Consider the following 25824-nt stretch of genomic DNA (forward strand, 5'->3'; position numbering starts at 1 on the left):
GCTCGATGATAATGCCCTGTCGCTTCAAGAATAACGACTGGGACGCTTGCCGCCTTCGCCTGTAACTCCTCTAGGAGTTCACCTAGCCGCTCGAATCCGCTATCCCCGTGCGAGATGCTCTCCGCCTTCCCGTACGGTTCGTTCCTCCTTGTAAAAGCTTGTACTACGCTAGATCCTTTCGCTACATCCACACCTACGACTGGCTGCATAACAACCTCCCAAATAAAATTGCCGGAATTCCCACGATAGTTCCAAACCCATAGCTTCGCTTGTGATGCGAGGTCGTTGCCTCTACCAGCTCAAACATGGTCATTGGGGGCAGTGGGAGAACAGTTTTTCCTACGGGGTATAACCCCAAAAAAGCAGACGTTCTCCCGGCTACCGCCATCGTATAACGGCCATAAAGAAAGGCCAACCAGAACATTCTGGCTGACCTAATAATACGAAAATAACAGTAACGGATGGGTTTGGTGTTGCCGAAGCTAAGTTAACTCCAATTGAAAGAAGAAAAGGCATTAGCTTAAGAAAAAAATGAAGCAACACGGATAGAGATTGATGATCTGTGTCTGTGCATTTTCTCTTTTAGGAGTAATTCTTAGAAAACAGGCGATTACACTCCCATAAGGAAAGCAATCGCCTATTTATCAATCTCAGAACAAATCCAGCTGCTCTACATCTGGCTTAATCGGCTCCACATAGAGCGGCAGTGGAGCGCGACCATCTGGACCTGTAAGCTCCAGCATCTCCATCAGCTCCTTCGCATTGCCCGCAGCATGACCGCCGGAGTTGTTGTTGAATATGACACACACATTCTCGCTCTGCTGCTGCAGCTCCGCCAGCCAACCCGCCCATTCCCTCAGCTCGTCCTTATTATAATGATACAAATAACGGACCTCCCGCCAATTCGGCGCGCTGCTCTGATTCCAGCCGGACACATTGCGTCCATGCATGCGAACGATTGTGGTCAGCTCATTAGTCGCTTGCAATACAGTAGGCACAGAGCCAATTCCCGCCTGCGGCTCATCGCAGATGCTATGTATCCAATTCTCCTGCCCCATGAATGCCAGCGTCTTGCTGCGGAACTCTTCGGTGAACCAGCTCTGATGGCGGAACTCCAGCGCACACGGAATCCCCTCCATTCTTAGCCTCGCTTCCCGCAGCAGGCGCACATTCTCCCTCGTACAATCGAACCAAGGCGGGTACTGGAATAACGCAGCCGTAAGCTACCAGCCTCAATAACCGGCTCCAATGATTCACGGAACGCCGCGAACATCTTCGCCGGATCATTCGACTGCGCCGCCGCACCACGCTGATGCCCCGTCATTCCCTGATAAGCCTTCACGACAAAATGAAGAGATGCTGGCGTCTCCTCTGTCCACTTGGCAAACCGCTCCTTCGATTGAATAAATATTTATGTGGACAAATTTAAGAGGGCATAATTATATACTATTGTACTCGTAATATTATTTCAATTTTGCCCAATCAGTATAAACACGAACTGGCGAAATTAAATAGTAACGTTTTTTATAAATAAATAGTCCATATTAATGATTTAAACGTAAAATAGCTCCCAACTTCCATTCAAGTGAGAGCTATTTTACGTTACGGTACTCCTGTTTTTGGCCAACTTTTAGGCATTCATGTGAAATGCATCTGTAGAACACGCACGCTGTTGAATAAAGGAAATCCTCACACAGCTATGATTCCACTCACAAATTCATCCTTTTAAAAGTTTAGAGGTCGCATACCAATTGTGTTAACTGTTAAGTTAAAGCAGGCAATCTAACTTTCCAAGAGGTAATCCTCTATCCTGTCGATACTTCAACGAACTATCTTGGAGCCGAGGAATTTGCAATGATTTGTTCGAAAAAAATTTATTTCATCAATTTTTTTCATTAGTTTGATGCTAATTGGTTCAAGACGGAATATACTTTCCTATAATGTTCTTTTTTATATGCTTCAGTTGATCCAACATTCTCTCAGAACTTGCGAATATCTCCTTCCCTTTCACATCGGTATATTTCAACTTATTCAAAGGAATAGTCGTTATCGTCGTTGAATCATCGGATATATCAAGATGGCTAAAGAAAGAATCAATAAATCGATATCCCGCTTTTGGTAAATATTCATTTAACTCAAGTGGCGTTAGAAACATTAAATATTGATGACCAGGCTGCATTAAATCTCGAATTGAATAATATGTAAGTTTCTTATGCAAATCCTCATTTATTGCAAACCCGTACTGCCCATAAATATAAGCACTTGTATCCACAATGCTAGTATCGCCTTTGATTACTTTCACTATTTTAACTTCCTGCGCTAAACTAAAATGTTTTTGAGCAATATTCCCTGTCGGGCTGCCTATTACAATTAACGTAGCTTCATCAACACTCTCTATGTAGGTCCTCTCGTACTCAATAAATCCATCATAATCTTCATCTGAAAAGATGTAATCGACCCCACTATCCAGACTCAACGCATCCTCGGTTGTCTTTAATCCCATCGCTCCACTATCTACAAAACTAGACTTACCTATCTGGCCAATTACTACAACAATTACAACGAACATAATCTGAAAAATAATCCAACGCCTCATAAGGACTCTCCCTCAAATAATTTCCCGCCCGCCATTATGTATTTTTTATCACATAGAATTTCAACATCTTCCTTACTGTGGCTTGCCATTAACACAAGTGCTCCTCGCTTTGCTTCTTCTTTAATAATGTTATGTACCAATTCAACCCCATTTTCATCTAAGGCATTCGTTGGTTCATCAAGAAATAGGAAATCTGGTTTTTCCATGATTGCTTGAGCCATTACGATTCTTTGTCTCATTCCCAGTGAATATTTTTTGACTGTCCTTTTATCTTGGGGATCAAGCCCTACTCTTGTTATTGCTTTTATTATATCCGCATTTCCCGCAATCTTATTTACTTTTGCAAGCAACTGAAGATTCTTATAACCCGTGAATTCTGGGTACAGTCCTGCGTTTTCAATAATAATCCCCAATCTACTCACTGTCTTTATTTCCTTATGGAGTTCTCTACCATCTATTAAGATTTTCCCTGATGAGGGTCTAATTAGACCACTTAACGCTCTGAATAACATCGACTTTCCAGAACCATTTTTACCAATGAAACCATATATACATCCGCTCTCAACTGTCAGATTGATGTTTTTTAAAACTTCTGTCCCTCTAATTGTTTTACTTAGATTACTAATTGTAATATTATGCAACTCATTCACTGCCTTTCACAGTAATCAGACACTTTCGTTGTCCGTTAATGCTATATCAATACGGTTAATATATTGGGCGCCAAACAGAATGACAATAACATTTAACAAGCAGAAGTAAGAGATTCCAATAAATTGCATGCCGCCGAGATCTATCATATTCACAATAATGGCTGCGACAGGATTGAGTAAAAGCAAATACGGATGCTCTACTACTAATGGAATAGAACGCATAGATAGTGCGAGTGTTACCATTAACATCAGAAAGATATAAACAATAATAAATGCAACATTGCTTCCTAAGCGAATAGCAAGCATGTTAATGATTAAAGTAACGAATGTTAAAAATAAAGTAATTACCACCCATAAAAGAATTAACAACTTTATGGTTGTGCCTTCTACACCATAACTGGATTGATAGATACACAGGAATAACAACGTTACCAAAAAAAACAGAGTATAACAGCTAGCAAGGAGCAATAATTCAAAACACTTGCGGTAAAGCCAAGTTTTTCTGTTTTTTAAACGTGAAAATAAATAAACACTACTGACTAAAAAATTCTTATATATATAAGTTCCAAATAACATATTAAAAACAAGTACATAGAACATTTTTTCGAAAATTAGAGTGTAGGAGCGTACATTATTCACTTGAATCCTTCCAAAAATAGACTCTACTACCAAGTCTTTAATCGGGATATCAACTGAATTTGAAGGTGATCCGATTGATAGAATATGATACAGAATGATGATTGGAACGATTATAAACACTTTTAATAACGTCATTCTGTTAATCATATACCCTCCTATATCTGGTCCTTAAGACTAACTTTCCAAGATCTATACAATGTAAAACACAATATAACAGAGCAAAAGGGTAAAAAGAAAAGAATATGTTTTCCTGGTGTTACATCAACTGTAACATAGTCGAGTAAAATGGTATTTAAATATGTTTTGGATTTGAAGAGGAAATTATCTATCGTGTTACATATGAAAAATAAGAGATAGACCGGGACGAACACAAGAACTTTGTATTTACTGACCCAGTACGAACAAGCAAGTGCGAATATGCTCATCAATCCGCTGAATAAAGACAAAAAGACAAGATATAGAAAGCTATGAAGAAATGGACTGATCATATAAAGTTGTAAAAACGGCAATCCTTTACCGGCTGATTGAACTATAACATTTGTTCCTAGCAATCCCCTACCATAGTTGAGATCGTTATAAAAACCAAAGTAGGTATTGTCATTGTGAGGAAAAGTTATTGTCAGTAACAGAAGATTAATTGCAAATGGAATGAGAATAATAAGTACGCCACCTATGAATGCCGCTATCAGCTTAGAAGAATAATAATAGTTTGATCCCATTCGAGTCATTACAAATGGAATGATGTTAACGCTTTTATCGTTTAAATATGAAAAAGCAAAAGGAAATACCACTATAAACGGAAAAATGGAAGCAAAGTAGTGAAAGTATTCGCCTAAAGAGCTGCCTACATATAAAGATACTGCTGAATGTAACATAGAAATATCTTTTCCACTGCTCGTGTACAGATTCATTAAATAAACACCCAACGAATATATCATCATTAAGGAAAAAACAAACTTGAAGCTAAATTTATGAAACATAAGTGAACACTGCATCTTTATAGCTGTAAAAATGTTCATTCCATCGTTCCTCACTTTGACAGGGATAAATTGTGTAACATACTCTTATACTTGTTACTTCCCGAACGAGATTTGTATATTCGGAAAGTAACAAGTGGATTTCGACTAAACGACTGGCAAGTGATTATTTAATGTATATCTTCCACAAGTGTACTTGTCATTAGTTTAACAATTAAGCAGGTTGAAAAGTCCCTGTTATCTGACAATCAAGTGCAGGATCATTTCCCATAGCATGTAAAGTTAAACTAGTACCGACAGCTGTGTAGGCATTAGTTAATGATATACTCACGTACGTTCCTTTTTCAATTGTAGTACTGCTATCCACCGACGCTTGATTACTACCACTGTTAATTCTAAAACGGACCTTCTGATAATTGCTATCGTCACCGTTGGCTTTATAAATATAATCAAGACCAATCCACGGTTTATAGGTTGTTTGTTTGGTTGTTGATGTACCGCTTACAGCATTGAATGTATTACCTATTTAGCCCCTATTTAGACTTGGACAGTACACCCCTTACTTAGATACAATGAAATCAAGCGGAGGGGAACGAGATATGAAGAAGAAACAGTACGACTTAAACTTCAAGAAAATGGTTGTAGCCAAGGGGAAAGAGATTGGCAATATGACGGCGGTAGCGCGTCAACATGAACTCGACCCTAAGATGGTTCTCAGGTGGGCCAGAGATTTGAACCGTAAGGATCTGGATCAGTTAGACGGGAACAGTGTCAAGCAATCCAAGTTTATTCCTACCGCAGAAGACTATGCACAATTAGAGAAAGAGAATGAAAAACTGAAGAAGCTCTTTGCGGAGCAAGCCTTAGAGAGGGACATTCTCAAAGACCTACTAAAAAAAACGAACCCGCACTTGCGGTTAAAATAGAGATTGCCCAGAAATATATCGGACAAGGTTATAACATCAGCTTGGTGCTGCGCGTATTGGAGGTCGAACGATCCTCGTATTATGCACATATAAGCAGAGATCAGCAAGAAGCAAAAACCATCCATAGGGTCGGTCGCCATAAGATAATGCATTAATCGTGATATTGCCTTATATTCTTTTTCTCCCGATGAGACATCGATCCAAATAAAATCCAATGACCTTTAATCATCCCAGCTAAACTGACAACAATCCATGACCCGAACAAGGCTAGAAGGAAGCCGCCGGCAATCCAACTAGCATAAATAAGAGGGTCTTCACTTACCTCTATCATACGGTAATATTTCAGGATCAATGGATGAAATAAGTATATTCCGAAGGATGTAATACCGAGATGGGTAAGCATTTTCTTCAATAATTCTAAATGGGACGTCTTTAATAAAAGTGCTAATGAAATTAACAATAAGCATGAAGTTGTATAATAAACTTCTTTTATCAATTCAATTACCCAAAGATTAGTGAATATTACCACACCCCGAACTTCGCTTATGAAAGAAGTTACGCTTATGGTACCAAAAACGGTCCATAAGATGATCAATGTTAGGCGTAAAGCTAAACGCACCTTACCTTTATGGTTATTAAAATAATTGAGCATCCTCGTGTAGTAAATTCCTAAAAACCCTCCAACGCAGAAGTACAAGCTGTAAGCGAGGCATCCGCTATTAACATATTTAATTCCCATTTCCTTTGCGTTGATAACATATAACCATTGCATGATCCCACCCACCACAATCATCCAATTAATCGTAATGGGCCATTTCCTCAAGACAAACCATATGATCGGAAATAACAAATAGAATTGAATAATTATAAATATAAAGTACAAATGAGCATATGTCTTTCCAATAAGCAATTTAATAAAGAAATCCCAGGTTAGGAAATAAGAAAGAAATTGCTGGATACTAGAGAAACCATTTCTGTCCAACATTAAAACTGAGTAATAAATCAGGGAAAAAATTATAAAGGGCAAGATAATCTTATTGACACGTTTCATATAGAAGGTTTTTATGGCTTCTACATTAATTGGCTTGTCGTAGTAATTGTAAAAGAGAGACATGCCGCTGAGCATTATGAATATGGGTACAGCAAATCTAGATAAGGTGTTAAGGAGAGCGAAAATCATAAACGTAATTGAATTGGGATCAGAAGTAACTACTGCTGAAGAAGTGGAGTGAATCATTATGACTCCAATGATTCCGAATGCACGTAGCATATCAAGCTCTGTTAAGTATGTATTCCTTACTATTCGTTGTGACAATAAATGCACCTCATTCGAATAATTGTGGACAAACTACCATTCGTTTCCATTTTACTGACGTGCGCATTCACCTTTATGTTGCAATAAATACTTCATCTGAGTACATTCATTATTTCATTCAGAGAAATATATTTTATACCTTGGTTGTTTTATTGAGGCATTCAATCACTTTACTATTATAAGAACGAGAGATAGTTACTAAGTGCTCAGGGATGGCACTTTGGTACCGACATCCACAAGGCTTGTTCTTAAACAAATATACTTGGAGGAATAAACATGAAAAATGTATTATATGTACCAATTGACGATAGACCAGTAAACCTAGACGATGTGATTCTGCAAGGTCATACTGCTGGAATCAATGTCATTACTCCAGCCGTTGCGAACATTAAAAATAGAATTGATTCTGTAGCGAATGCTACAGGAACTACTCTTAATAGTACTTCATCACCGGTATTTGGTAACTCCGCAAATGTTCGTCAGTTTATTCTTGATAATGCTTCCTCGGTTGATGGGTTTATCATTTCTACTGACATGCTTGCATATGGCGGTTTGATAGGTAGTAGACGTCTTCGCACTAGTGCCGGGGCAACCTATCCATCTTATGATTCAGTAACTACAAACTTATTGGATGTTATTCGGTTAGTTAAACAATCTTATCCTACCAAACCAATATTCGTTTTAGATACTATTATGCGTCTGGCAACAACCACATATGTCGAAGGCTTGAATGCACAAGCATATGAAGAATCTCGTCTTCTTATGCAAAAAGTAAGAAAGACTGAGACGGTATTCACAAATATTTTGAATAATTATGATCTCAAACCTGATTCCACTAATTTCGAGACACCAAGCTTCTTTGATAAAACGAAATATTATAATACAAGGAGACATAAGTTTAAATCAAATTACTATATCCTTGATCAATTAGCTCGATTGGGTTACATAGATTTTCTTGCTATTGGTGTAGATGACGCGTATAAAGAAGGGATTCAAATAAACGAAATCAACTTTGTTAAAAGTTACATTAATACAAACCTTGGTGGCAGTGGTGGACAAAATCCTAATAAAGCAATTATATTGCCAGATGCAGACGGCTTAGGGGCTTCACTCATGGGTCGTATGGCTAATCAACTCCTGCGTGGCGGTACTAAACCGAGCTACTCCATACAGTACTTTGGGCCAAGCGGGACGACCATTCAAAATTCATATGAATATACAAATTTGGATGATAACATTCGCCGGCATATTGATGTTATTGGTGGTCAATCTGTTACTAACTCTCCTAACATTGAAATTCTAGCTATCACGAGTCAAGCCAATGTTTCGGCAGCAGTAAGTCGTATTGTATCCAACGGTACCAATCGAATCGCAACTGTCGTAATAGACTTATGTGAAAATTTCATTGCAAATAATACTGTGTCCGAAGCATTACTTGCCAGTGAGTATACGGGTCGTGTTCTCGGTTATAGTAGCTGGAATACGTTTGGAAACAGAACAGGAATTGCTTTGGGGATGGGACAAGCTCGATACGCTTTTCTTGTTACTGAAACCCAATCTGCAGCTTTAAGCTCGGCATTAAATGCCCATGGATCATTGTTGTTTAAACGATTCCTCAAAGATTATTACTATAAAAAAATTGTTGGACAAGATGAGATTCAACTTTATTCTAACGCTAATCCAGTTTACGTAAATCTACCAACAAAATCCGCAAATCAAAATATGAAATTATTTAACTCGCCAGCAGACTATACCTATCTGACTAGCGTGTTGCGTAACCGAATGCAAACCCATACTACAAGCACGCTGGCAGCAAAAAACTGTTTCAGAATTGGTCTCAGCTCAACAGCCTATAATGTACGTCAAATTACGTCAACCTGGTCTTTTGCCGGTTACAATACCAGTTCATTGGTGTACTCTAATCCTGATTTTATTTGGGGTCGAGCTTTTGAGATCACTTTATCCCCTACCGTTACACTGGTCTAAAAATTAGAGAATGCAGCTCTTAAAAACGAGCTGCATTCTCTCTTTATTTAAGGACTAAGGAATGAAACTCGCTGTAGTAAAACTTATACTGTCTATTTTCCAATCCGTTCCATCATATTTCAAAGTGATATCACGATAAACTGCTTTACCATTATCATGTTCTTCAAAACGATTATACTGATCAGCTAGTGAACTTTCATAGTACATGGCTGTTTTTGAATCCATATATTTAACTCTAGCGACCTTAACTTGATTAACAATTTTTTTGTTATATTCTAATCCATTGTTTTGAACGAGGGTATTAATCATCTTATCCGTAAAATACAGTTTGAAAGCAGCACGTATATCCTTTATTGACCCCAGATCTGTAGCGTCATTGATTTTTTTAACAAGTATCTGTAATCTCTGCTCAGTTACTTTGTTTTCAATTTTTATAGCAGGCTTCTTCACAGCAACCCTAATTTGACTTTGGTCGAATGTAATGGTTGCCTCGTAAGCAAGTTGATTCCAATTGACTTCAGCACCTAATGCTTGACTAACGAATCTTAATGGAACATATGTTGTATCCTTTTCCAAAGTTGCTGGTACATCCAGAAGTTCTTCAGCTTGATTAACAAGGACACGGTTTGAATTAATGGTTAATAATATAGTTGTGTTATCTTTACTAATCCGGATGCTCTTCGATTCTTGATTCCACTCTACAGAAGCCCCCATCTTCTCTGTCACAGCACGTAACGGTATGAGTACTCGGCTATTCACTAATAAACCACCTGAAATGTCTGTGGATTCTCTAGAAGAAACTGATGAAGACACAAATGGAACACTAATCAATATCGAGCTTATAAGTAAGAATAGCATTCTTTTCATTTTCAACATAAAAAACCTCCTAATAGTTTAAATATTAATGGTTGTGGCAATACGGATCTACACAGTTATCCCTTGACCCACCTCCAGTACTATCTAACCATTTTTCCTGTTTGACGAAACACTAATCTTTAGACGTATTTTTTTGCCAAAAAGTTCCGTTAGTGTTAATAATTATAACTTCGTTGCTTGTTCTTTCACCTCTCCTATTTCTTCAATGAAAAATCCGATTAATCATCATTCTTTAAATGTATAATATTACGTCGTATGTTTTAAATCTTAAATAGATATGCTTTGAACTTGAAAATTATCATTATATCAAGTGTTAACAGCACAGGCATCTGATCAATTATCCGTAGAAAAATATGAGCGCACAGAAGACCGACTAGGGTATCGCAACGGAAGCTATCCGTATACGTTGTCAACTCGAGTAGGAAAGTTAACGCTGCGTGTGCCTCGATTTAGAGATGGAAGTTTCCCACAAAAGATGTTTACACGCTATCAGCGAAGCGAGCAAGTATTCGTACTTTCTTTGATGGAGATGGTCATTAACGGGGTTTCAACGCGCAAAATCACAAGCGTTTTTTGGAACGGGCTCCTAAAGCAATTGCGGTGCTGGAAAGTGGCTTTGATGATGCGACAGCCGTATTAGCACTGCCTACAGCGTGCCGATTGAAAATCCGTACAACAAATATTATAGAGCGTTTAAACCGACAGATTCGCCGCAGGGAGCGCGTCATTAGTATATTTCCGAATCGGGATTCTGTAACTCGCCTGATTGGTTCTCTTTTAATTGAGATGGATGAAAAATGGGCAGGCCAGTCTCGATTCATGGATATGAAACCCTACCTAGACTGGCGTAAAACACGAGTGAAAGGCGAGAGATGGATAAGTCAGCCTATGTCAGAAGTAATGATCAGAAAACAGGTGATTACCTTCCATAAGAAAGACAATCACCTGTCTACTAGCCTCAGAACAAATCCAGCTGCTCCACGTCTGGCTTAATCTGCTCCACATAGAGCGGCAATGGTGGGCGTCCGTCTGGACCTGCAAGCTCCAGCAACTCCATCAACTCCTTCGCATTGCCCGCAGCATGACCTCCCGAGTTGTTATTGAATATGACACATACACTCTCGCTCTGCTTCTGCAGCTCTGTCAGCCAGTCCGCCCATTCCCTCAGCTCGTCCTTATTGTAATGATACAGATAACGGACCTCCCGCCAATTCGGCGCGCTGCTCTGATTCCAGCCGGACACATTGCGTCCATGCATGCGAACGATTGTGGTCAGCCTACTCGTCGCCTGCAAGACAGTAGGCACAGAGCCAACTCCCGCCTGCGGCTCATCGCAGATGCTATGTATCCAATTCTCCTGCTCCATGAATGTCAGCGTCTTGCTGCGGAATTCCTCAGTGAACCAGCTCTGATGGCGGAACTCCAGCGCACACGGAATCCCCTCCATTCTTAGCCTCGCTTCCCGCAGCAGGCGTACATTCTCCCTCGTACAATCGAACCAAGGCGGGTACTGGAATAACGCAGCCGTAAGCCGGCCAGCCTCCATAACTGGCTCCAAGGATTCACGGAACGCCGCGAACATTTTCGCCGGATCATTCGACTGCGAAGCCGCACCACGCTGATGCCCCGTCATCCCCTGATAAGCCTTCACGACAAAATGAAGAGATGCAGGCGTCTCCTCCGTCCACTTGGCAAACCGCTCCTTCGATTGAATGGCATAGAATGTGCTATCTACCTCCACCACTGGAAAATGCTTCGCATAATGCTGTAATCGATCCTTCGCCTTCACTCCGGGATTATACAGCTGATCCTGATCACCCCAGCCTGCAAGACCAATATGTATCGGCATCCGAATCCTCCTCCGGGCTTTTATTGCTCCCATCATACCTACTCTTGGCAGGTGAATCAACCAGTCCCCCCGGAACAGGTTTACATCTTAACAGCTGCAATCATGAGGAACATCGGACGGCGCAGCTCATCCTGCATCTCTGGCATTCGCCCCAGCATCTCCTCCGTCGGCTCAGGCTCAGACAGCCTCGTCACTTGAAAGCCTGCCTGAAGCAGCTCATTCACATGCGTTGCGACGGTTCGGTGATATTTCACAACATCATTGTCCAGAAATCTAGTCTGTCTTGCGCCCTCTCGATAATAATCGTCCACAGGCCAATGCAGCTTCTCACCCTGCGGTCCGTAGTACCAGTCCTGAGCTGCGTTGGCTGTGAAGACGGGATGCTCGAATGACAGCACGAGCTGTCCTCCCTTAACCAAAAACCGATGGATTTTCTCACAGATCAGGTCGAACCGCTCCACATAATGCATGGCAAGCGAGCTGATGACCACGTCGAATTGTTCCGCTTCGAAGTCGATATCTTCAATGGCCATTCGGCGATATTCGATCGCTGGATCATTCGTCAGTGCTCTGGCGCGCTCCAGCATATTCTCCGACAAATCTACACCTATAACCGAACGAGCCTTCTGCTCGCGCGCATAACGACAATGCCAGCCGAATCCGCAGCCGAGATCGAGCACCCTTTTATCATTGAGCTCTGGCAGCATAGCTTGAAGTGCCTTCCACTCCCCAGCAGCATCCAGTCCACCGACCGAGCGGGGCATCTGACTGTAATTCGTGAAGAAACCAGTGTCATCATATTTATTCTGCTTCATTCTCGATTCATCTCCTCAATTGTATCCCTCTACCTTATCATCATGACCTCGAGCACAGCTATTCCCAGAATCATTATAATTAAAAAAGAACATTCCCCAGCTTCAGCCAGTTCCCCCCTTGAATGAGAATTTTCTCAGCAACTTTTCCCTCCCAAGGGGCGTCTATAGCAGTAAGCAAAAGCTGCATTGATCCTACATATGGAGGCTATTCCAATGAACAAAATAACCATCGCCTTAACCGCATTCTTATTGTCTATGTCCCTATTGCTGCCTAATCAGAGCTTTGCTGATGCAGAGAAACAGCCCTTCGTTGTTGAAGGCAAGGTCGTTCAAGGACGAACATTGGTGCCTGTACGCGTCGTTTCAGCCGGTCTCGGAGCGGATGTAACGTGGAACCAGCAAGCACAGACGGTAACCATTATAGAAGGGGACAATAAGATTGTCCTGAAGATTAATTCGAACATTGTGACGCTGAGTGGCAAATCACTCACAATCGATGTACCCGCTCAAGTTAAGCAAGGGATCACCTACGTGCCCATTCGCATGATTAGCCAAGCCCTTGGAGGAACATTAACATGGGATTCAGCCAGCGGCGTCGTTGATATTACCTTAGGCGACAAGCAAGTACATATTACTACCGAGTCCACCTTCAACTATTCCGAAATTTCACAGCAGACGATTAACACGCTGATTAAAAAAGCAAACGAAGCGACCGATCTTTCTGCCTATTCGCAGATCAGAGTCCATTTTCAGCCTTATTTCACAGACACCTATATCAACAAATTAATTAGAGCAAAAGGCTTGGAGAACACAAAAGCATTCACGGAGACTCCATTCAGCCATTCCAGTGAAAAGTCCGGTACGATCACACAATACAAAGGCGACATCGAACGAACCATTCATCTTACATATATCAACAGCAAATGGATGGTCGATGATATCCGCTTCACGACTTTGCTCCCCTAATTAATAGTAAGGGTGTCCGCAGGTCATTCGACTCTTGGGACACCCCTTGCTTATATATCCCAAGAGCGGTACCCTTAAAAACCTGCGATTACGCATTCTTTTCCCTCTCCGCCTGCCATTGGGCAGTAATACCTGCGAATGTGCATTCTTTCATCGGTCCTATTTCCAATTTAGAAGCAACCCAAGCCTCAGTACCTGCATATTTGCAGGTATTTCTTCTAAATGAACAATAGCGCTGAAAAATAACTGCACGTTCGTATTCTTTTATCCGAGTGCTCGAGTGAACGCATATAAAAAAGAAACCAGTCGCTAGCATAACGAAAGGTTTCTTAGTACAGCTTATTTGCCAATGTGCTTCATCAGCTATTGTTATTGCGGATTCGTTGTCCAGATACCTGCTGTCTTCATGAAGACGCGTGGTGGAAGCTTCAGTGCCGCAAGAGCCAGCTCAGCAACATCCTCCGGCTGCATCATGCGATCCTCGTCCCCTATCTTCAATCCTGCCTTCGATGCAAGCTCCGTATTGACCGTACTCGGGGTAAGCGCCGTTACGCGAATATTGTTCTTGCGAACCTCGTGCATAACCGCTTCCGTTAAGCCCATAACTGCGAATTTCGAAGCATTGTATGCGGAGCCGGTTGCGAAGCCGCGCTCTCCTGCAGTTGATGCAACATTAATGACATCTCCGCTGTTCTGCTCGATCATCGTCGGGAGAACGGCACGCAGCATATTGTATGTGCCCATCAGGTTAACCTCTACAATATGTCTCCACTCGTCCGGGTCCATTTCGAGCAGCAATCCGAAGCTGCCGATACCCGCATTGTTAATAAGAATATCGATGGAGCCCAGCTGTTCTTTGAGCTGAGTCACAGCCTCTTCAACCTCATCATCCAAGGAAATATCCGCGACCGCTGTGTATACGCGAACCGAGTAGCTCTCCTGCAGTGATGCAGCCAATGACTCCAAATCCGCAGCCGTTCTGGAGATCAGTCCGAGATGCACGCCCTCCTTCGCTAATCCTTTTGCAATTTCAAGACCGATGCCTTTTCCTGCTCCTGTAATGATAGCTGTTTTGTTGCTTATATTCATTGTTCTATCTCCATTCTTCATGTAGTTTAGGTTAGTCTTCTTCATGTAGCAGACTTCTTTATTATAAACGAATCTGGACCGAACCGCCTAATCGAAGCTAGTTGGACAGCTTAATAGACGTCTTTTTTCATAAATACCGAGAAAGAGACCAGCAGCGATGCGGCAGCCCATGCCAATAGTATGGTTAGAGAGAAGCCGAGCGTCATGCCAGGTATAGGCGGAGCTGAGCCGCTCAAGTAATCCATCACTCCGAGGTTGACCATGAATAAATATTTGGCCGATTCCCATGAAGAGACCATGTTGCTTAAGATAGCTCCCGAGATTAAGCAGGCGAGCATCGTGCCCATAGCAGCAGCGCTGCTTCTCATCAATACCGACAGCATGAAGGACATCGTCGCCACCACCAGCGATACGAACCAGGCTAACCCGAATTCCTGCACGATGAATTGCCACTGCGGCACAAGCCGCACATCCGCCACGCTCAGCTCCCCATTCGTAACCGAGAAGCCCGTCAGCACCGGAGCCGTCCAGCCCTCATTTCCGAACATGAGCACCGCTATCACATACGATAACACCCCATACATCAGCATGATAAAAGAAACCGACAAGACGAGCGCCGCATATTTGCTCAGCAGAATTCGGAATCGGCTCACCGGCCTCGTCAGCAGAAGCTTGATCGTCCCCATGCTGCGCTCCGAGGACACGAGATCAACCGCAATAATCATAACCAACAGCGGCAGGAACAGCTCCGTTGAGTTCTCGATGAAGCCTCTAATAAAGGTCGGCGCACCAGGCTCCGAAGGATTAATGTCATGATCCAAATAATATTGCGATTGCTTAATTTGAATCTGCAGCTGCTCCCGCCATGGACCAGCTGAGTTCAAGCTGTTCTGCCAATCCACGACCTGCTGCTGCAGCTCGGTCCGCCAGTCTGTCGTGCCCAGCCGCTCCTTCGTCGCTTCGGACTGCTTCGCTTGTGCGTAGGTGAACAGAGATAATAGCACAACAATAATCATGCCGATGACGACGAAGCGTCTTTTGCCAATAATCTTCATCATTTCATTCTGGATCAGGTTAATCAATCGATTCCCCTCCTGTCAGCTCAAGGAATAGATCTTCAAGTGCGGGCAGCTTGCGGTTCATCTCCAGCACGGTTACTCCCGCCTCCACCAGCCTGCGATTCCACTCTCCCGTCTCCGTCTGCGAATAGACCGTCGTAATCGTACCCTCATGCTCGTCCAACTCGATAAGATCTGTCCATTCCCCCAGCAAGGACTTCGCTAGCGGCAGCGGTGTAATTCGCCAGATTAGACGTTCTTCACGCGACAGAAGGTTGTCCACCGAGTCCACCTTAATAATCTCGCCCTTGGAGATAATAGCGACTCGGTCGCACATCAATTGAATCTCATGCAGAAGATGGCTAGACACCAATACCGTCAGCCCTTCCTCCTCCGCCAGGAACCGAATAAATGCCCGCATCTCCCGAATACCCGAGGGGTCCAGCCCATTCGTCGGCTCATCGAGAATGAGCACCTTCGGTCTGCCGAGCAGTGCCTGCGCAATACCGAGCCGCTGCCGCATCCCTAAGGAATAGGTGCTGACCCGATCATAAATACGCTCCTGCATGCCCACCAATGCAACAACCTCATCAATCCGCTTCGCGTCTACGTCTGTGAGCATAACGGCGAAGTGACGCAGATTGTCCATTCCGCTCAGGAAGGGGTACAGCTCTGGATTCTCCACAATACAGCCAATCTGCCGCATCGCTTGCGTGAACTGCTTATCCACATCCAATCCGCATATTTCAATGGAGCCAGCGCTTGGCTTGATCAGACCAACAAGCATACGTATCGTCGTCGTCTTCCCGGCTCCATTAGGACCAAGGAAGCCGAACACTTCCCCACGCTTCAGCTCGAAGTTCAGATCCTTAATAATCGTTCTTTTTCCAATGACTTTGCGCAATCCTTGAACAGACAACGTAATGTCGCTCATCGCTATGACCTCCTTATGACTTGGCACTCGTTCCTGCTATTGACCGATTAAGGATACTAACCGATCCGCCATCAGCTGGTAGCCCTTTTCATTCGGGTGAAAATGATCCGTGAACAAATAGTCGTTCACGTTCAATTGGAACAGATCATAGGTCGGTACGAATACGGTATTCGGGTAAGCAGCAAGCGCTTCTATCGTCTCGTTATTCCAGCCTCTCACAATAGCCGAGGTTACTGCTGCATCCGGCAGATCGCTAAAAGGATCATACAACCCTAATACATACAATGGCGCTTCTGAATTAAGAGCTCTAATCGCTCCAACGATGGCATTCAGATTGCCTAGATAAGATTCGGCTAGCTTGTCTATATGGTCTTCTGTAAGATTCGACAACGTCTGGCCGCCACTGAACAGATCGTTGCCGCCAATCGTCATGACGATCATGTCCGCAAGTCCAATCTGCCGCCCAACCTCACGCTCCTTCACCTGTTCAGCCAGCTGTGGGGAGGTTAAGCCGCTGATGCCTAGATTGATGACGGACAGCTCCTCAAGCTTCGGTTTCAATTGATCCTCCGCATAACCAACATAGCCTCTGCCTTCACTATCTCCGATCCCTCTAGTTAGAGAATCTCCTAATGCGAGCATCGTAACTCCCGGCTTTTCCGCATCATCTGTCTGTACCGTTGCGGCTGCAGGAAGCGCAGATACAGCAGTGCCGTTCTTGAACAGGTAGCTTTGCATAGCCCATCCTAATCCGACTATCCACAGCAGGCATGCAGCAGCAGAGATGATCGTTATGATCCGGACACTCCTTCTTTGCACGTGCATCACTCCTCTCTTCTATATGAGCTGCTCAATCAATCTCTTAACGGGAATAGAAAGAACTCCTTCATTTAAATATATTCATATCTTGCTAGAATAGCAAAGTCAGCGGAGACTACTGCTTTACTATTTTGCGCATGAACACATTGCCGGCAAGCTCTGGACCATACACATCAGGAAGACCTCCAACCGGAATGAAGCCATTCTTTCCATAAAAGGCAATCACATCATAGTCCTCAGCGTAAGTCATCATGAACATACAATACACCCCTCTTACTCTTGCATACTCTTCCGCATGCCGAAGAAGTGCTGAGCCGATCCCGCTCCTTCTGTCCGCTTGACTGACTCCCATGAGCAGCACCTCCGCTCTAGCGCCGAGAGCTGGAATTCCGGATGGCGCTGCCTCATGCAGAACAGCGATTATTCCTAATAGGCCACTCTTCTCATCCGAATAGGCAAAGAACGCAGCTCCTCGCTCATAGTACGAACGAACTTTTCTTCGAAGCCATTGCTCATGATCCGCGATGCGCCTATCCAGCTGAACATGCTCGATCTCTGCGATTAAGTCCATATAGGGCTCGATCTGATCCATTGGTACATAGCTGATCCGCAGATCATGCGGTGTAATGGCAAAATAATAATACTCATTTCCGTCTTTCAACCGAACAAGACAATGCTGCTTGAAGCCTGTCTTCTCGACGACACGTCTTGATGGAACATTGAAGGGCCTAACAATTGCGACAATTCGCCTCAATGCTGAACGCTCGAACATATACGCCGTCATCCCTTTGACCGCTTCACTCGTATAGCCTTTGCTGCGATAGTTCTTCGATATGGCATAAGCGATTTCCCGCTCAGCAGGGTCGAGCATATCGTTGTCGAACACGCCGCACCAGCCGATAAGCCGATCCTCCTGCCTATGAACAACTGCCAGCAGAATCTTTACATCCTCTGGATCGAAGCTTGTATAAGAGCCGATGACGTAATGAAGAAACCCGCTCAGCTGCTCCTCCGTCATGTTTCAATCTGTTAGTATATCCGTAATTTCCGGCTGCCTAGTTAATTCCAGCAGTGCGGCATAGTCTTCCATCGTGAATTCCCGTACCTGCAAAGAGGCGGTCTCGAAGCCTAACTGTTCTCTCATATCTATTAATCTCCTTAATCGTTAATGGTTTAAATGACATAACAAAAAACGGAATGCCCCAAATAGGCACTCCGCAGGTATAAATCGTCCTGCCAAGCACTTGTAAAGGGGTCAAAAGGGCGCACGAATCCCGTTGTCATTATTCACAACTTCGTTCGCTCGACTTAAGACTAACCATTACAAGGATACTGGCATACGTGTAAATTCCCCTTTTCAATCAACTTCTCTGATTTTATCATCGTCATCCATGATTTGTAAACATTTCATCCTAGCTACTCGGCCTTCAGAGCAATACTGACCTTGAATAGATCACCATCGGTTTCAATGGCGAGCCTGCCCTCATGAAGATCCACAATAGACTTTGCAATAGCAAGCCCAAGACCTGAGCCCTCTGTATGACGAGACTTATCTCCACGCTTGAACCGCTCGTACAGCTCCTCACTATTGTCGCTAAGCTCGTATTTGGACACATTCTTGAACGCTATGATGATCTCACTGCCCAACGTCTGAATCGTAATGTAGACGCGTGAGTGCTCCAGCGAATAGTTCAGAATATTGCCAATCAGGTTATCGAATACACGCCATAGCTTCTTCCCATCGACCAAGGCGTGTACGGCCTTCTCTGTATTCGCAATTCGGAATTGCAGGGTGGACTCTTGAATAGGGTTATCATATTCTGCAAGCGCTTGTTGGAGCAGCTGGACGAGATCAACCCTCTCCAGTGATAATTCGATATTCCCGCTGGCCATTCTGGACACTTCGAATAGATCATCAATCAACACCTTTAACCGCTTGGATTTCCGATCAAGTACAGCGAGATAAGCAGAACGGTCTTCGCTAGACAGATCATCCTTCTTCAAGAGCTCGGTATACGTAATGATAGAGGTCAGCGGTGTGCGAAGGTCATGGCTTACATTCGTGATCAGCTCCGTCTTCAGCCGTTCGCTCTTGGCATTCTCAGTCTGCAGCGTCCTCACACCATGCTTAAGTACATTAATATTTCCTGCGGTTAATGCCAGAATCGACTTCCCGAGTACCGGCAAATCCTGCCCGAGGCTCCCAGCAGCAAGCTCATTAGTGGTCATTGCAATTCGATTGAAATAACCAATTCTCTTAATGAGGAGAATAACAACGGGAGCTCCAATACCGACAATCGGTATAAGGTAGATGATCATATACTCCGAATCGATGAACATCATACTTGAGGCTAGCCCTAATCCGAACACGATTGTCAAAAGGATGAATAGCTGCACACCCATGCTTTTAATAAGAAAAGCATCCTGCATGCTGCCCATTACGTTCCGCGAGACCTGCTTCATGCTCTGCCCGAGCCTGCTCAGCAGACTTTTGTCCCATTGCAGTCTGAAGCTGCTCCAATCCTTCAATTCTGCTCCAAGGAGCCTGCCTTGGACAAGGGCAAGGCACATCAAGACCGATGCTATGATCCAGCTGCCGATTGTATTCCAGCGATCACCTGACGAATTCGAGAATACGTAGAGCATTTGTTCATGGATAGTGAACAACGATAGGATGCCGGCAATCACTGTTACGCTGAATAACACGGCTCGCAGATCAATTGGAAGCTTGTTGTAATAAGGCTTCCATTGGTCCAGCTCCACAGGAATCACGGGCGCTTTTCTTACCGCAAACCAATAGGCAAGCAGAGCAGCTATGCTCGCTAAGGTGTATACCGCCAGCAGCATTCGTTCCGTTTGATAATGCTTGTATTTCATCATGATGGGGTTCGACGCTGGAAGGGAGCTGGACACCGCAATTTCTCCCTCGAACGGAATAATAGCATCTACCTGACTATTCAATTCCGGAATGCGGTTAAGTATCGAATATTCGACTGGTATGGAATAACTGGTTCTAAACATCACGTTCGAGGAATTCATATGCGCTTCTACAGATGCAGCATCTGATGGGCTCACATTGGTATAGACCTTAGCAACGCCTTTATTCTCCATATAATAATATAATGATTCTTTGTATCCCCAATATTCGGAACGACTAAATTGAAGTTCATTGAAGTATTCTTCTATCCTTTGTTCTTTTTCTCTTATAATCTTGGCGGTCACATGCTCCACACTTTTGAAATTGTTAGTAATATCCTCTAGCTGGGCGTCTCTCTCTTCCTTATAAAGATCTGCAAGATTCTGCTTGCCAAGCGCTAATGCTTCCTCGATCAGCGTATGGTACTGATTCTCAATGTCTGTAATCTGCTGCGTTAGATTGCCATTACGGAAGCGATATTCATCGATATCGGCTTCCGTCACTTGTATCGTTTGTTTCGCTTCTTCTAAGGTGATCATATTCAACTCGAATAGGCTTAAATACCGGGCAAATTGATCGAGCTCACCTTGAAATTCAGCCGTTTGGAAATAGTCTCGGCTAACATAATGATTACCGTATGTGCTTACCAGTAGAATCCCGCTTAGGCCAAAAGTAAACAAGAAGGCACACGCGACAAATCTCACTCTACTTTTCCATTTTGTAGCCAATGCCCCACACCACCTTCAAGTACTTTGGATTTTTCGGATCGATCTCGATCTTCTCTCGAATCTTTCGGATGTGAACGGCTACTGTATTGTCCGCGTTATAGCAGGGCTCCTTCCACACCCGTTCATAGATTTCATTAATAGAGAACACCCTGCCGGCGTTAGTCATCAGCAATTCTACGATTCGATATTCGATTGGCGTAAGCTTCACTGGCTCTCCATCAACCGTTACTTCTTTGGCGGCTTTGTCCAAGGTCAGCCCCTTTAGATCAATTACCTTGCTAGCACCTTCATATGTACCAAGCGTGATATATCTCCTGAGCTGCGATTTCACGCGGGCGACAAGCTCCATAGGGTTGAATGGCTTCGTAATATAGTCATCCGCTCCTACGTGGAGGCCTAATATTTTATCGCTATCCTCACTTTTTGCACTAAGTATAAGAATAGGTATATTCTTCTTCTCACGAATTTTGTAGGTAGCGGCTATCCCATCCAGCCTCGGCATCATAATATCCAGAATAATGAGGTGAATCGGGTGCTCATTAATGATCTCGAGTGCCTCAATCCCATCCTGCGCGTGGAGCACAGCCACTCCTTCCTGCTTCAAATAAATCTCAATCGCATCCCGTATTTCCTTATCATCATCAACAACCAGCACCGAATAATGATTCACATGTTCCCCTGCTTTCTAGTGACCTTCATTCCTTATCTTAATAGTAAACGGTAAATCTTAACATCTATTAAGGATAGTTATGAAGAACTTCTTAATATTTCCGGGGATTGGCGTGAAAATAACAAAAAAACCGTCCTCGGTAGGACAGCTTCAGCCGTTGTTCGTATTCGAGTTGGGCTCTTTCTATTAGAGATCTGCTGCAGCAAGTACGCCTGCGTACTTTCCTTGCTTCGTTAGAACGATGAGCTCGAGGCTGTGGCGGGAGGAAGGATTCATAATGAGCTGGTCCAGCTCCATGACGAGAGGAATTTGTTTCATAAGCTTCTTCACATGCTCTCTGTACAATAAGTCGATGCCCGATGGATTATTCATTCTTAGAAAAAAGCTGTCACGAGCAATTAATCCAATGGGATGCTCCTTCTTATCGCACACGACGACATAGGGGATCTCTGGATAGCTCCTTAATACCTGCAGTGTTTCATAACAGAATTTATTGGAAGCTACGGTTGGCGCTTGCTGTATAGCAGCTAGAATCGCGCGGCTGTCAATCGAGATGTTATCCAACGTTAGCGTCATGGCTGATCACCTTCCCTTAGTGAATGCTTACACACCTAGTATGAAGGTCATTTATTAATCCTGATGCCGCATCAGATCAAGGAATTGTTAATTATTTGCTATCCTCCTACAAAGGAGGTCTTCGAGAATCTGTACAACAACTAAAAAAAGATGACTCCTGTACATTACATACAGGAATCATCTCTTATGTTCCTTGACCTATTTCGAAAGCAGCTGATAGAGAACCTGTGCTACTTCTGCGCGTGTAGATACCCCTTGCGGGCTGAGCTTCTTGTTATTTCCAGTTATGATTCCACCTTCTACGAGAGCCTTAAAGGCCTCTTGAGCGTACGCAGGAATCAGTCCGGCATCACTGAAGTCAGCAACTGCTGCAGTGGTTTTCTCAGTAGGCAGCTCACCCAGCGCATTAAGAGCACGGTGCAGCAGGGTGAATAGCTCCTGTCTTGTCAGTTGACTGTCTGGCTTGAACTGGTTATCCCCGGTTCCGGTTGCAATCCCCAGACGCTTGGCAACAGACAGGTAGTTCGTGTAATACGTACTGCCTGCATCGGCAAAATTATCAGCGCCATCAGCGCCAGGCGTTATGCCATATGCTTTTAACAGCAATACGATGAATTGACCTCTAGTGACCGCGGCATTGGGACTGTAGTGACTCTCGTCAGTACCGCTTGTAATACCTCTTGCAGCGAGGAAGCTAATCGCATCATTGTACCACGCTGTTGATGATACATCGGTAAAGTCGACTTTATTATAGCCAACAATATAGCTGGAGAAATGTGTGGTAACAAAGTCTACTGTGCCTGAAGCGTATCTGCCGCGCACGTAATCCAAACCGCCTTCAGCATTAATATAGTAGACAATTACGGCATTTGCCTCTTCACCAGCTTGGAGCGTATAAGGGACGCTGACATTCACTTCTCCTCCACCAAAGGATACAACCTCACTATCACCCGCTTTAACCGACAAGTCGTAGACAGGTCTGTCTCCGAGTACAGCCTTGCCCTCTTCGGTCAAGGAGACCTTAGCAATACTAATGTGAATGTCACCCGTACCCGCGGATGCACTAATACTTGCCACAGATTTGGCATCGAACACGATGATACCAACGCCTGCGATATTCACTTTAATCTTAGCTTCTGTACCTGCAGCAATTGCATCAAGTGCGCTTCTTGGCAGGGTCAGCTGAGCTGTAAGGGTTTTCTCTGTTGCTGCAACCTTAATTTCCAACACGATCTTATTGCCAGCCAGCTCAGCTTTTTGGGCAGCTTCGATAAACGCTGAGAGATTAGCTACAGGAGCTGTTGCTGTTGTTACCCCTGTCGTCTCGTCCGTAGTGGAGACTGCTTCGGCAACTACTGTTATCGATTCTCCTGGAGTCGGATTATTCGGCTCAGTATCTGTCGGTGCTGTAGGGTCGGTTGGCGTAGGTGATGGGCCAGTCCCCGGATTAGATGGAGACACATACGCCGGTACGATTACGGTGGCAACAGCTCCAGCATTATACCCCTGCTTGGCTGCATACCGCACATGATAAGTACCTGCTGCCAGACCAGTAATTTCAGTATCCGTAGCCGGCAAATAATTAGCAGCGCTAGACAATTTATATTCTTGGGCTGCAGTAGTGCCTGTAATTTTACCATTATTGGATGCTGCTGAGGAAGGAGCTACTCCAGTTAACCCCACTGGTGCTGCTTGATCTTCCAGTACTTGTCCTCCGTATGCTGGAACTACAACATTAACGGATTCGCCTGCCGCATAAGGAATAGCTGTAGCTCCTGTAGCAGAGGTAGGACCTTGATAGCCGCTTGTAGCTGCATATCGTACTTGGTAAGTACCTGCTGCTAATCCGGTAATGCTCGTTCCGGTTACAGGTGTGTACACCGCGTCAGATACGCTTTTGTATTCCAGTGCTGTTGTAGTACCTGCAATTTGCCCATCGCTGCCACCTTCGGAAGTTGGCGCCACACCGTAGACATTGGAAGGCACTGCTTCAAGCTTGGAGAATAGGGTATTGAGCGCAAGAACTGTATTGCTGTATCTCGCCCCAACAGGATAGCTTCCGCTGGCTGGAGCATCTGGTTGAATATTCGTCCAGGAATACATCAATTCTACGTGTCCAAGAATAGGAGCTGAATCGCCATTGCTATCCTTATTGTCCTTGTTATACGTGAATAGATAAGGGACTTGAAGTCTGTCTCCACTAACCGTGCTGCCAAGCTCGTCGGTGTAGCTGATAACGGTAGGAACCGTCGCTGTGTTGTTCTGAGTCGTAATGTTAGTCAGATAAGTATTGACTAGATCCACATACAATTTAGCGTAAGGATGGTTTGTCGCTCTAATCTGCAGCTCATTGTTATTGTGTGGATTAGAGCTTCCTTGCGTTCCGGAATTATTGTCAGGCTGAGCCACTGTCACACCTGAATCAAGCTTGGTATCAAAAAAATAAATTTTATCTATGCCATGCTTCTTCGCATACTCATTAATGTATTTAATGATAGCTTGTGTATTCGGGCACCAAGAGCCGCCGAAGAGGATGGCATAATTCCCTTCGCTTTGCAGGATCTGCTCCAATTGATGATAGGTTACATGCTCATAGACAAGATCTTCATCTCCAGGCGTAAAAATAGCTGGTTTGCCGGCATTTTCACCTAAGTAGTTTCTATTGAATGCCTCTTGGATATAAGCCGACTCGTCTATCGTGCTGTATACAGCTGCAGCACCAAACACGGTTTTTACTTGTTCCTTGTACGCGGACACCTTCGTCTGGTCAAGAACGCCATCGGTCAGAAACTCGGACCATTCCTTGCCCTCATGAAGGGAAGCGACAATCGGAGCGCTGTTGCCCTGCTCATCCTTATGATCCTTGTTATATACGAATAGGAACGGCTCTTCGATTTTATTTACTGTAAGGGTTTCACCATTTTTAACATAACTGACGTTATGAGCAGGATCTGATTTGTCGTAGAGATTCAAGTTGGTCAAATACTTATTAACCAGATCGACATATTTATGGGCAAAAGGATTGCCCGTCTCAGCAATCTGCAGCGTGTCTCCATCCAATTTCGTGTCAAAATTATAAATGGTGGATACGCCATACTCCTTGGCTGCCTCATTAATGAAGCCGATATCCGCTTGCGTTTTCTCGCTCCATGCGCCTCCGATCAGGACTGCATAGGTCCCCTCGCTGTCAAACAGATTAACGATATCCTCGTAAGTTGCTGTCTTAAACACATGGGAAGTATTCAAATTCTCGTATACATTGCTGAAATAATCAAAGTGATCTACCTTGCCGTTACTAGACAGGTTGGTCAATGCCACTGCCTCATTGGCGCGGGCTATGCCCGTCTGGATAGGCAGAACAAGCAGGGAGGCCGCCAGAAGCATTGTCACCATTTTCTTTGGCTGAAATCGTTTTATCATTATCTACACCTCAGAGTT

At 43.9% G+C, this 25824-nt stretch carries 21 protein-coding genes and 2 pseudogenes; 4 read left to right on the top strand and 19 right to left on the bottom strand.

What is annotated here, in order from left to right; all coding sequences use genetic code 11:
* From AC6ESP_RS14325 to AC6ESP_RS14345, 5 genes and pseudogenes are all read right to left on the bottom strand, one after another.
* Positions 1-209: IS110 family transposase (locus AC6ESP_RS14325; RefSeq protein ID WP_497097421.1), on the bottom strand; the 209-nt coding region annotated here is incomplete at its 3' end.
* A gap of 441 nt (positions 210-650) precedes the next feature.
* Positions 651-1405, bottom strand: a pseudogene (locus AC6ESP_RS14330) (DUF72 domain-containing protein); the annotation flags it as partial.
* A 510-nt stretch (positions 1406-1915) separates the two neighbouring features.
* Complete coding sequence (locus AC6ESP_RS14335; RefSeq protein WP_497097422.1) at positions 1916-2596, bottom strand: hypothetical protein; 681 nt, start codon at positions 2594-2596, stop codon at positions 1916-1918.
* A complete protein-coding gene (locus AC6ESP_RS14340; RefSeq protein ID WP_497097551.1) occupies positions 2593-3237 on the bottom strand; it encodes an ABC transporter ATP-binding protein in 645 nt (214 codons plus the stop codon). The genes AC6ESP_RS14335 and AC6ESP_RS14340 overlap by 4 nt, the downstream gene beginning before the upstream one ends.
* 24 nt (positions 3238-3261) lie before the next feature.
* Positions 3262-4032 carry a hypothetical protein gene (locus AC6ESP_RS14345; RefSeq protein ID WP_497097423.1) on the bottom strand — a complete coding sequence of 257 codons (771 nt, stop codon included), beginning with the start codon at positions 4030-4032 and terminating at the stop codon, positions 3262-3264.
* A gap of 1429 nt (positions 4033-5461) precedes the next feature.
* On the opposite strand from AC6ESP_RS14345, the gene AC6ESP_RS14350 reads away from it, so the two are divergent.
* Complete coding sequence (locus AC6ESP_RS14350; protein WP_497097424.1) at positions 5462-5788, top strand: transposase; 327 nt, start codon at positions 5462-5464, stop codon at positions 5786-5788.
* Between the two features lie 151 nt (positions 5789-5939).
* Here AC6ESP_RS14350 and AC6ESP_RS14355 read toward each other — a convergent pair whose 3' ends face one another.
* Positions 5940-7058 carry an acyltransferase gene (locus tag AC6ESP_RS14355; protein ID WP_497097552.1) on the bottom strand — a complete coding sequence of 373 codons (1119 nt, stop codon included), beginning with the start codon at positions 7056-7058 and terminating at the stop codon, positions 5940-5942.
* A 321-nt stretch (positions 7059-7379) separates the two neighbouring features.
* Between AC6ESP_RS14355 and AC6ESP_RS14360 the strand changes: the two genes are divergently transcribed.
* Positions 7380-9089, top strand: a complete 1710-nt coding sequence (locus tag AC6ESP_RS14360) for a DUF4127 family protein (protein ID WP_497097425.1) — start codon at positions 7380-7382, stop codon at positions 9087-9089.
* 54 nt (positions 9090-9143) lie between these two features.
* Here AC6ESP_RS14360 and AC6ESP_RS14365 read toward each other — a convergent pair whose 3' ends face one another.
* Positions 9144-9965 carry a stalk domain-containing protein gene (locus AC6ESP_RS14365; protein ID WP_497097426.1) on the bottom strand — a complete coding sequence of 274 codons (822 nt, stop codon included), beginning with the start codon at positions 9963-9965 and terminating at the stop codon, positions 9144-9146.
* 301 nt (positions 9966-10266) lie between these two features.
* Between AC6ESP_RS14365 and AC6ESP_RS14370 the strand changes: the two are divergent.
* Positions 10267-10897 (top strand): annotated as a pseudogene (locus AC6ESP_RS14370) (transposase); the annotation flags it as partial.
* Between the two features lie 26 nt (positions 10898-10923).
* Here the strand turns inward: AC6ESP_RS14370 and AC6ESP_RS14375 are convergent.
* A complete protein-coding gene (locus tag AC6ESP_RS14375) occupies positions 10924-11814 on the bottom strand; it encodes a DUF72 domain-containing protein (protein ID WP_497097427.1) in 891 nt (296 codons plus the stop codon).
* Between the two features lie 80 nt (positions 11815-11894).
* The gene (locus AC6ESP_RS14380; protein WP_497097428.1) at positions 11895-12629 is read right to left on the bottom strand and encodes a class I SAM-dependent methyltransferase; all 735 of its coding nucleotides are present in this window, start codon (positions 12627-12629) and stop codon (positions 11895-11897) included.
* A 213-nt stretch (positions 12630-12842) separates the two neighbouring features.
* Here AC6ESP_RS14380 and AC6ESP_RS14385 point away from each other — a divergent pair, with 213 nt between their 5' ends.
* A complete protein-coding gene (locus tag AC6ESP_RS14385) occupies positions 12843-13595 on the top strand; it encodes a copper amine oxidase N-terminal domain-containing protein (protein ID WP_497097429.1) in 753 nt (250 codons plus the stop codon).
* A gap of 369 nt (positions 13596-13964) precedes the next feature.
* Here AC6ESP_RS14385 and AC6ESP_RS14390 read toward each other — a convergent pair whose 3' ends face one another.
* The 10 genes from AC6ESP_RS14390 to AC6ESP_RS14435 all read right to left on the bottom strand — a co-directional run bounded on the left by AC6ESP_RS14390 (position 13965) and on the right by AC6ESP_RS14435 (position 25806).
* Positions 13965-14684, bottom strand: coding sequence for a 3-ketoacyl-ACP reductase (locus tag AC6ESP_RS14390; RefSeq protein ID WP_497097430.1), 720 nt, complete (start codon positions 14682-14684; stop codon positions 13965-13967).
* Positions 14685-14794: 110 nt separating this feature from the next.
* Entirely contained in the window at positions 14795-15766 is a 972-nt protein-coding gene (locus AC6ESP_RS14395) for an ABC transporter permease (RefSeq protein ID WP_497097431.1), read from the bottom strand.
* Positions 15759-16676: an ABC transporter ATP-binding protein gene (locus AC6ESP_RS14400; protein ID WP_497097432.1), complete on the bottom strand. Its 918-nt coding sequence runs from the start codon at positions 16674-16676 to the stop codon at positions 15759-15761. The genes AC6ESP_RS14395 and AC6ESP_RS14400 overlap by 8 nt, the downstream gene beginning before the upstream one ends.
* Before the next feature lie 36 nt (positions 16677-16712).
* On the bottom strand, positions 16713-17495 hold the full coding sequence (locus AC6ESP_RS14405) for an SGNH/GDSL hydrolase family protein (protein WP_497097433.1): 783 nt from the start codon (positions 17493-17495) through the stop codon (positions 16713-16715).
* A 115-nt stretch (positions 17496-17610) separates the two neighbouring features.
* The gene (locus AC6ESP_RS14410; protein WP_497097434.1) at positions 17611-18513 is read right to left on the bottom strand and encodes a GNAT family N-acetyltransferase; all 903 of its coding nucleotides are present in this window, start codon (positions 18511-18513) and stop codon (positions 17611-17613) included.
* Between the two features lie 3 nt (positions 18514-18516).
* Positions 18517-18639 (bottom strand): hypothetical protein, encoded by a 123-nt coding sequence (locus tag AC6ESP_RS14415; protein ID WP_497097435.1) that lies wholly within the window; start codon positions 18637-18639, stop codon positions 18517-18519.
* 272 nt (positions 18640-18911) lie between these two features.
* Positions 18912-21140, bottom strand: a complete 2229-nt coding sequence (locus tag AC6ESP_RS14420) for a sensor histidine kinase (RefSeq protein ID WP_497097436.1) — start codon at positions 21138-21140, stop codon at positions 18912-18914.
* Positions 21118-21810 (bottom strand): response regulator transcription factor, encoded by a 693-nt coding sequence (locus AC6ESP_RS14425; RefSeq protein WP_497097437.1) that lies wholly within the window; start codon positions 21808-21810, stop codon positions 21118-21120. The genes AC6ESP_RS14420 and AC6ESP_RS14425 overlap by 23 nt, the downstream gene beginning before the upstream one ends.
* Positions 21811-21996: 186 nt before the next feature.
* The gene (locus tag AC6ESP_RS14430) at positions 21997-22386 is read right to left on the bottom strand and encodes a CBS domain-containing protein (RefSeq protein WP_497097438.1); all 390 of its coding nucleotides are present in this window, start codon (positions 22384-22386) and stop codon (positions 21997-21999) included.
* A 198-nt stretch (positions 22387-22584) separates the two neighbouring features.
* Complete coding sequence (locus tag AC6ESP_RS14435) at positions 22585-25806, bottom strand: S-layer homology domain-containing protein (protein WP_497097439.1); 3222 nt, start codon at positions 25804-25806, stop codon at positions 22585-22587.
* Between the last annotated feature and the right edge of the window lie 18 nt (positions 25807-25824).

It is taken from the genome of Paenibacillus xinjiangensis (genome assembly GCF_059686975.1).

Excerpts from the sequence above, each read along its gene's own strand:
- AC6ESP_RS14335 (WP_497097422.1), bottom strand. The coding sequence starts at position 2,596 with ATGAGGCGTTGGATTATTTTTCAGATTATGTTCGTTGTAATTGTTGTA.
- AC6ESP_RS14345 (WP_497097423.1), bottom strand. The coding sequence starts at position 4,032 with ATGATTAACAGAATGACGTTATTAAAAGTGTTTATAATCGTTCCAATC.
- AC6ESP_RS14350 (WP_497097424.1), top strand. The coding sequence starts at position 5,462 with ATGAAGAAGAAACAGTACGACTTAAACTTCAAGAAAATGGTTGTAGCC.
- AC6ESP_RS14355 (WP_497097552.1), bottom strand. The coding sequence starts at position 7,058 with ATGCTACGTGCATTCGGAATCATTGGAGTCATAATGATTCACTCCACT.
- AC6ESP_RS14360 (WP_497097425.1), top strand. The coding sequence starts at position 7,380 with ATGAAAAATGTATTATATGTACCAATTGACGATAGACCAGTAAACCTA.
- AC6ESP_RS14365 (WP_497097426.1), bottom strand. The coding sequence starts at position 9,965 with ATGTTGAAAATGAAAAGAATGCTATTCTTACTTATAAGCTCGATATTG.
- AC6ESP_RS14375 (WP_497097427.1), bottom strand. The coding sequence starts at position 11,814 with ATGCCGATACATATTGGTCTTGCAGGCTGGGGTGATCAGGATCAGCTG.
- AC6ESP_RS14380 (WP_497097428.1), bottom strand. The coding sequence starts at position 12,629 with ATGAAGCAGAATAAATATGATGACACTGGTTTCTTCACGAATTACAGT.
- AC6ESP_RS14385 (WP_497097429.1), top strand. The coding sequence starts at position 12,843 with ATGAACAAAATAACCATCGCCTTAACCGCATTCTTATTGTCTATGTCC.
- AC6ESP_RS14390 (WP_497097430.1), bottom strand. The coding sequence starts at position 14,684 with ATGAATATAAGCAACAAAACAGCTATCATTACAGGAGCAGGAAAAGGC.
- AC6ESP_RS14400 (WP_497097432.1), bottom strand. The coding sequence starts at position 16,676 with ATGAGCGACATTACGTTGTCTGTTCAAGGATTGCGCAAAGTCATTGGA.
- AC6ESP_RS14410 (WP_497097434.1), bottom strand. The coding sequence starts at position 18,513 with ATGACGGAGGAGCAGCTGAGCGGGTTTCTTCATTACGTCATCGGCTCT.
- AC6ESP_RS14415 (WP_497097435.1), bottom strand. The coding sequence starts at position 18,639 with ATGAGAGAACAGTTAGGCTTCGAGACCGCCTCTTTGCAGGTACGGGAA.
- AC6ESP_RS14430 (WP_497097438.1), bottom strand. The coding sequence starts at position 22,386 with ATGACGCTAACGTTGGATAACATCTCGATTGACAGCCGCGCGATTCTA.
- AC6ESP_RS14435 (WP_497097439.1), bottom strand. The coding sequence starts at position 25,806 with ATGATAAAACGATTTCAGCCAAAGAAAATGGTGACAATGCTTCTGGCG.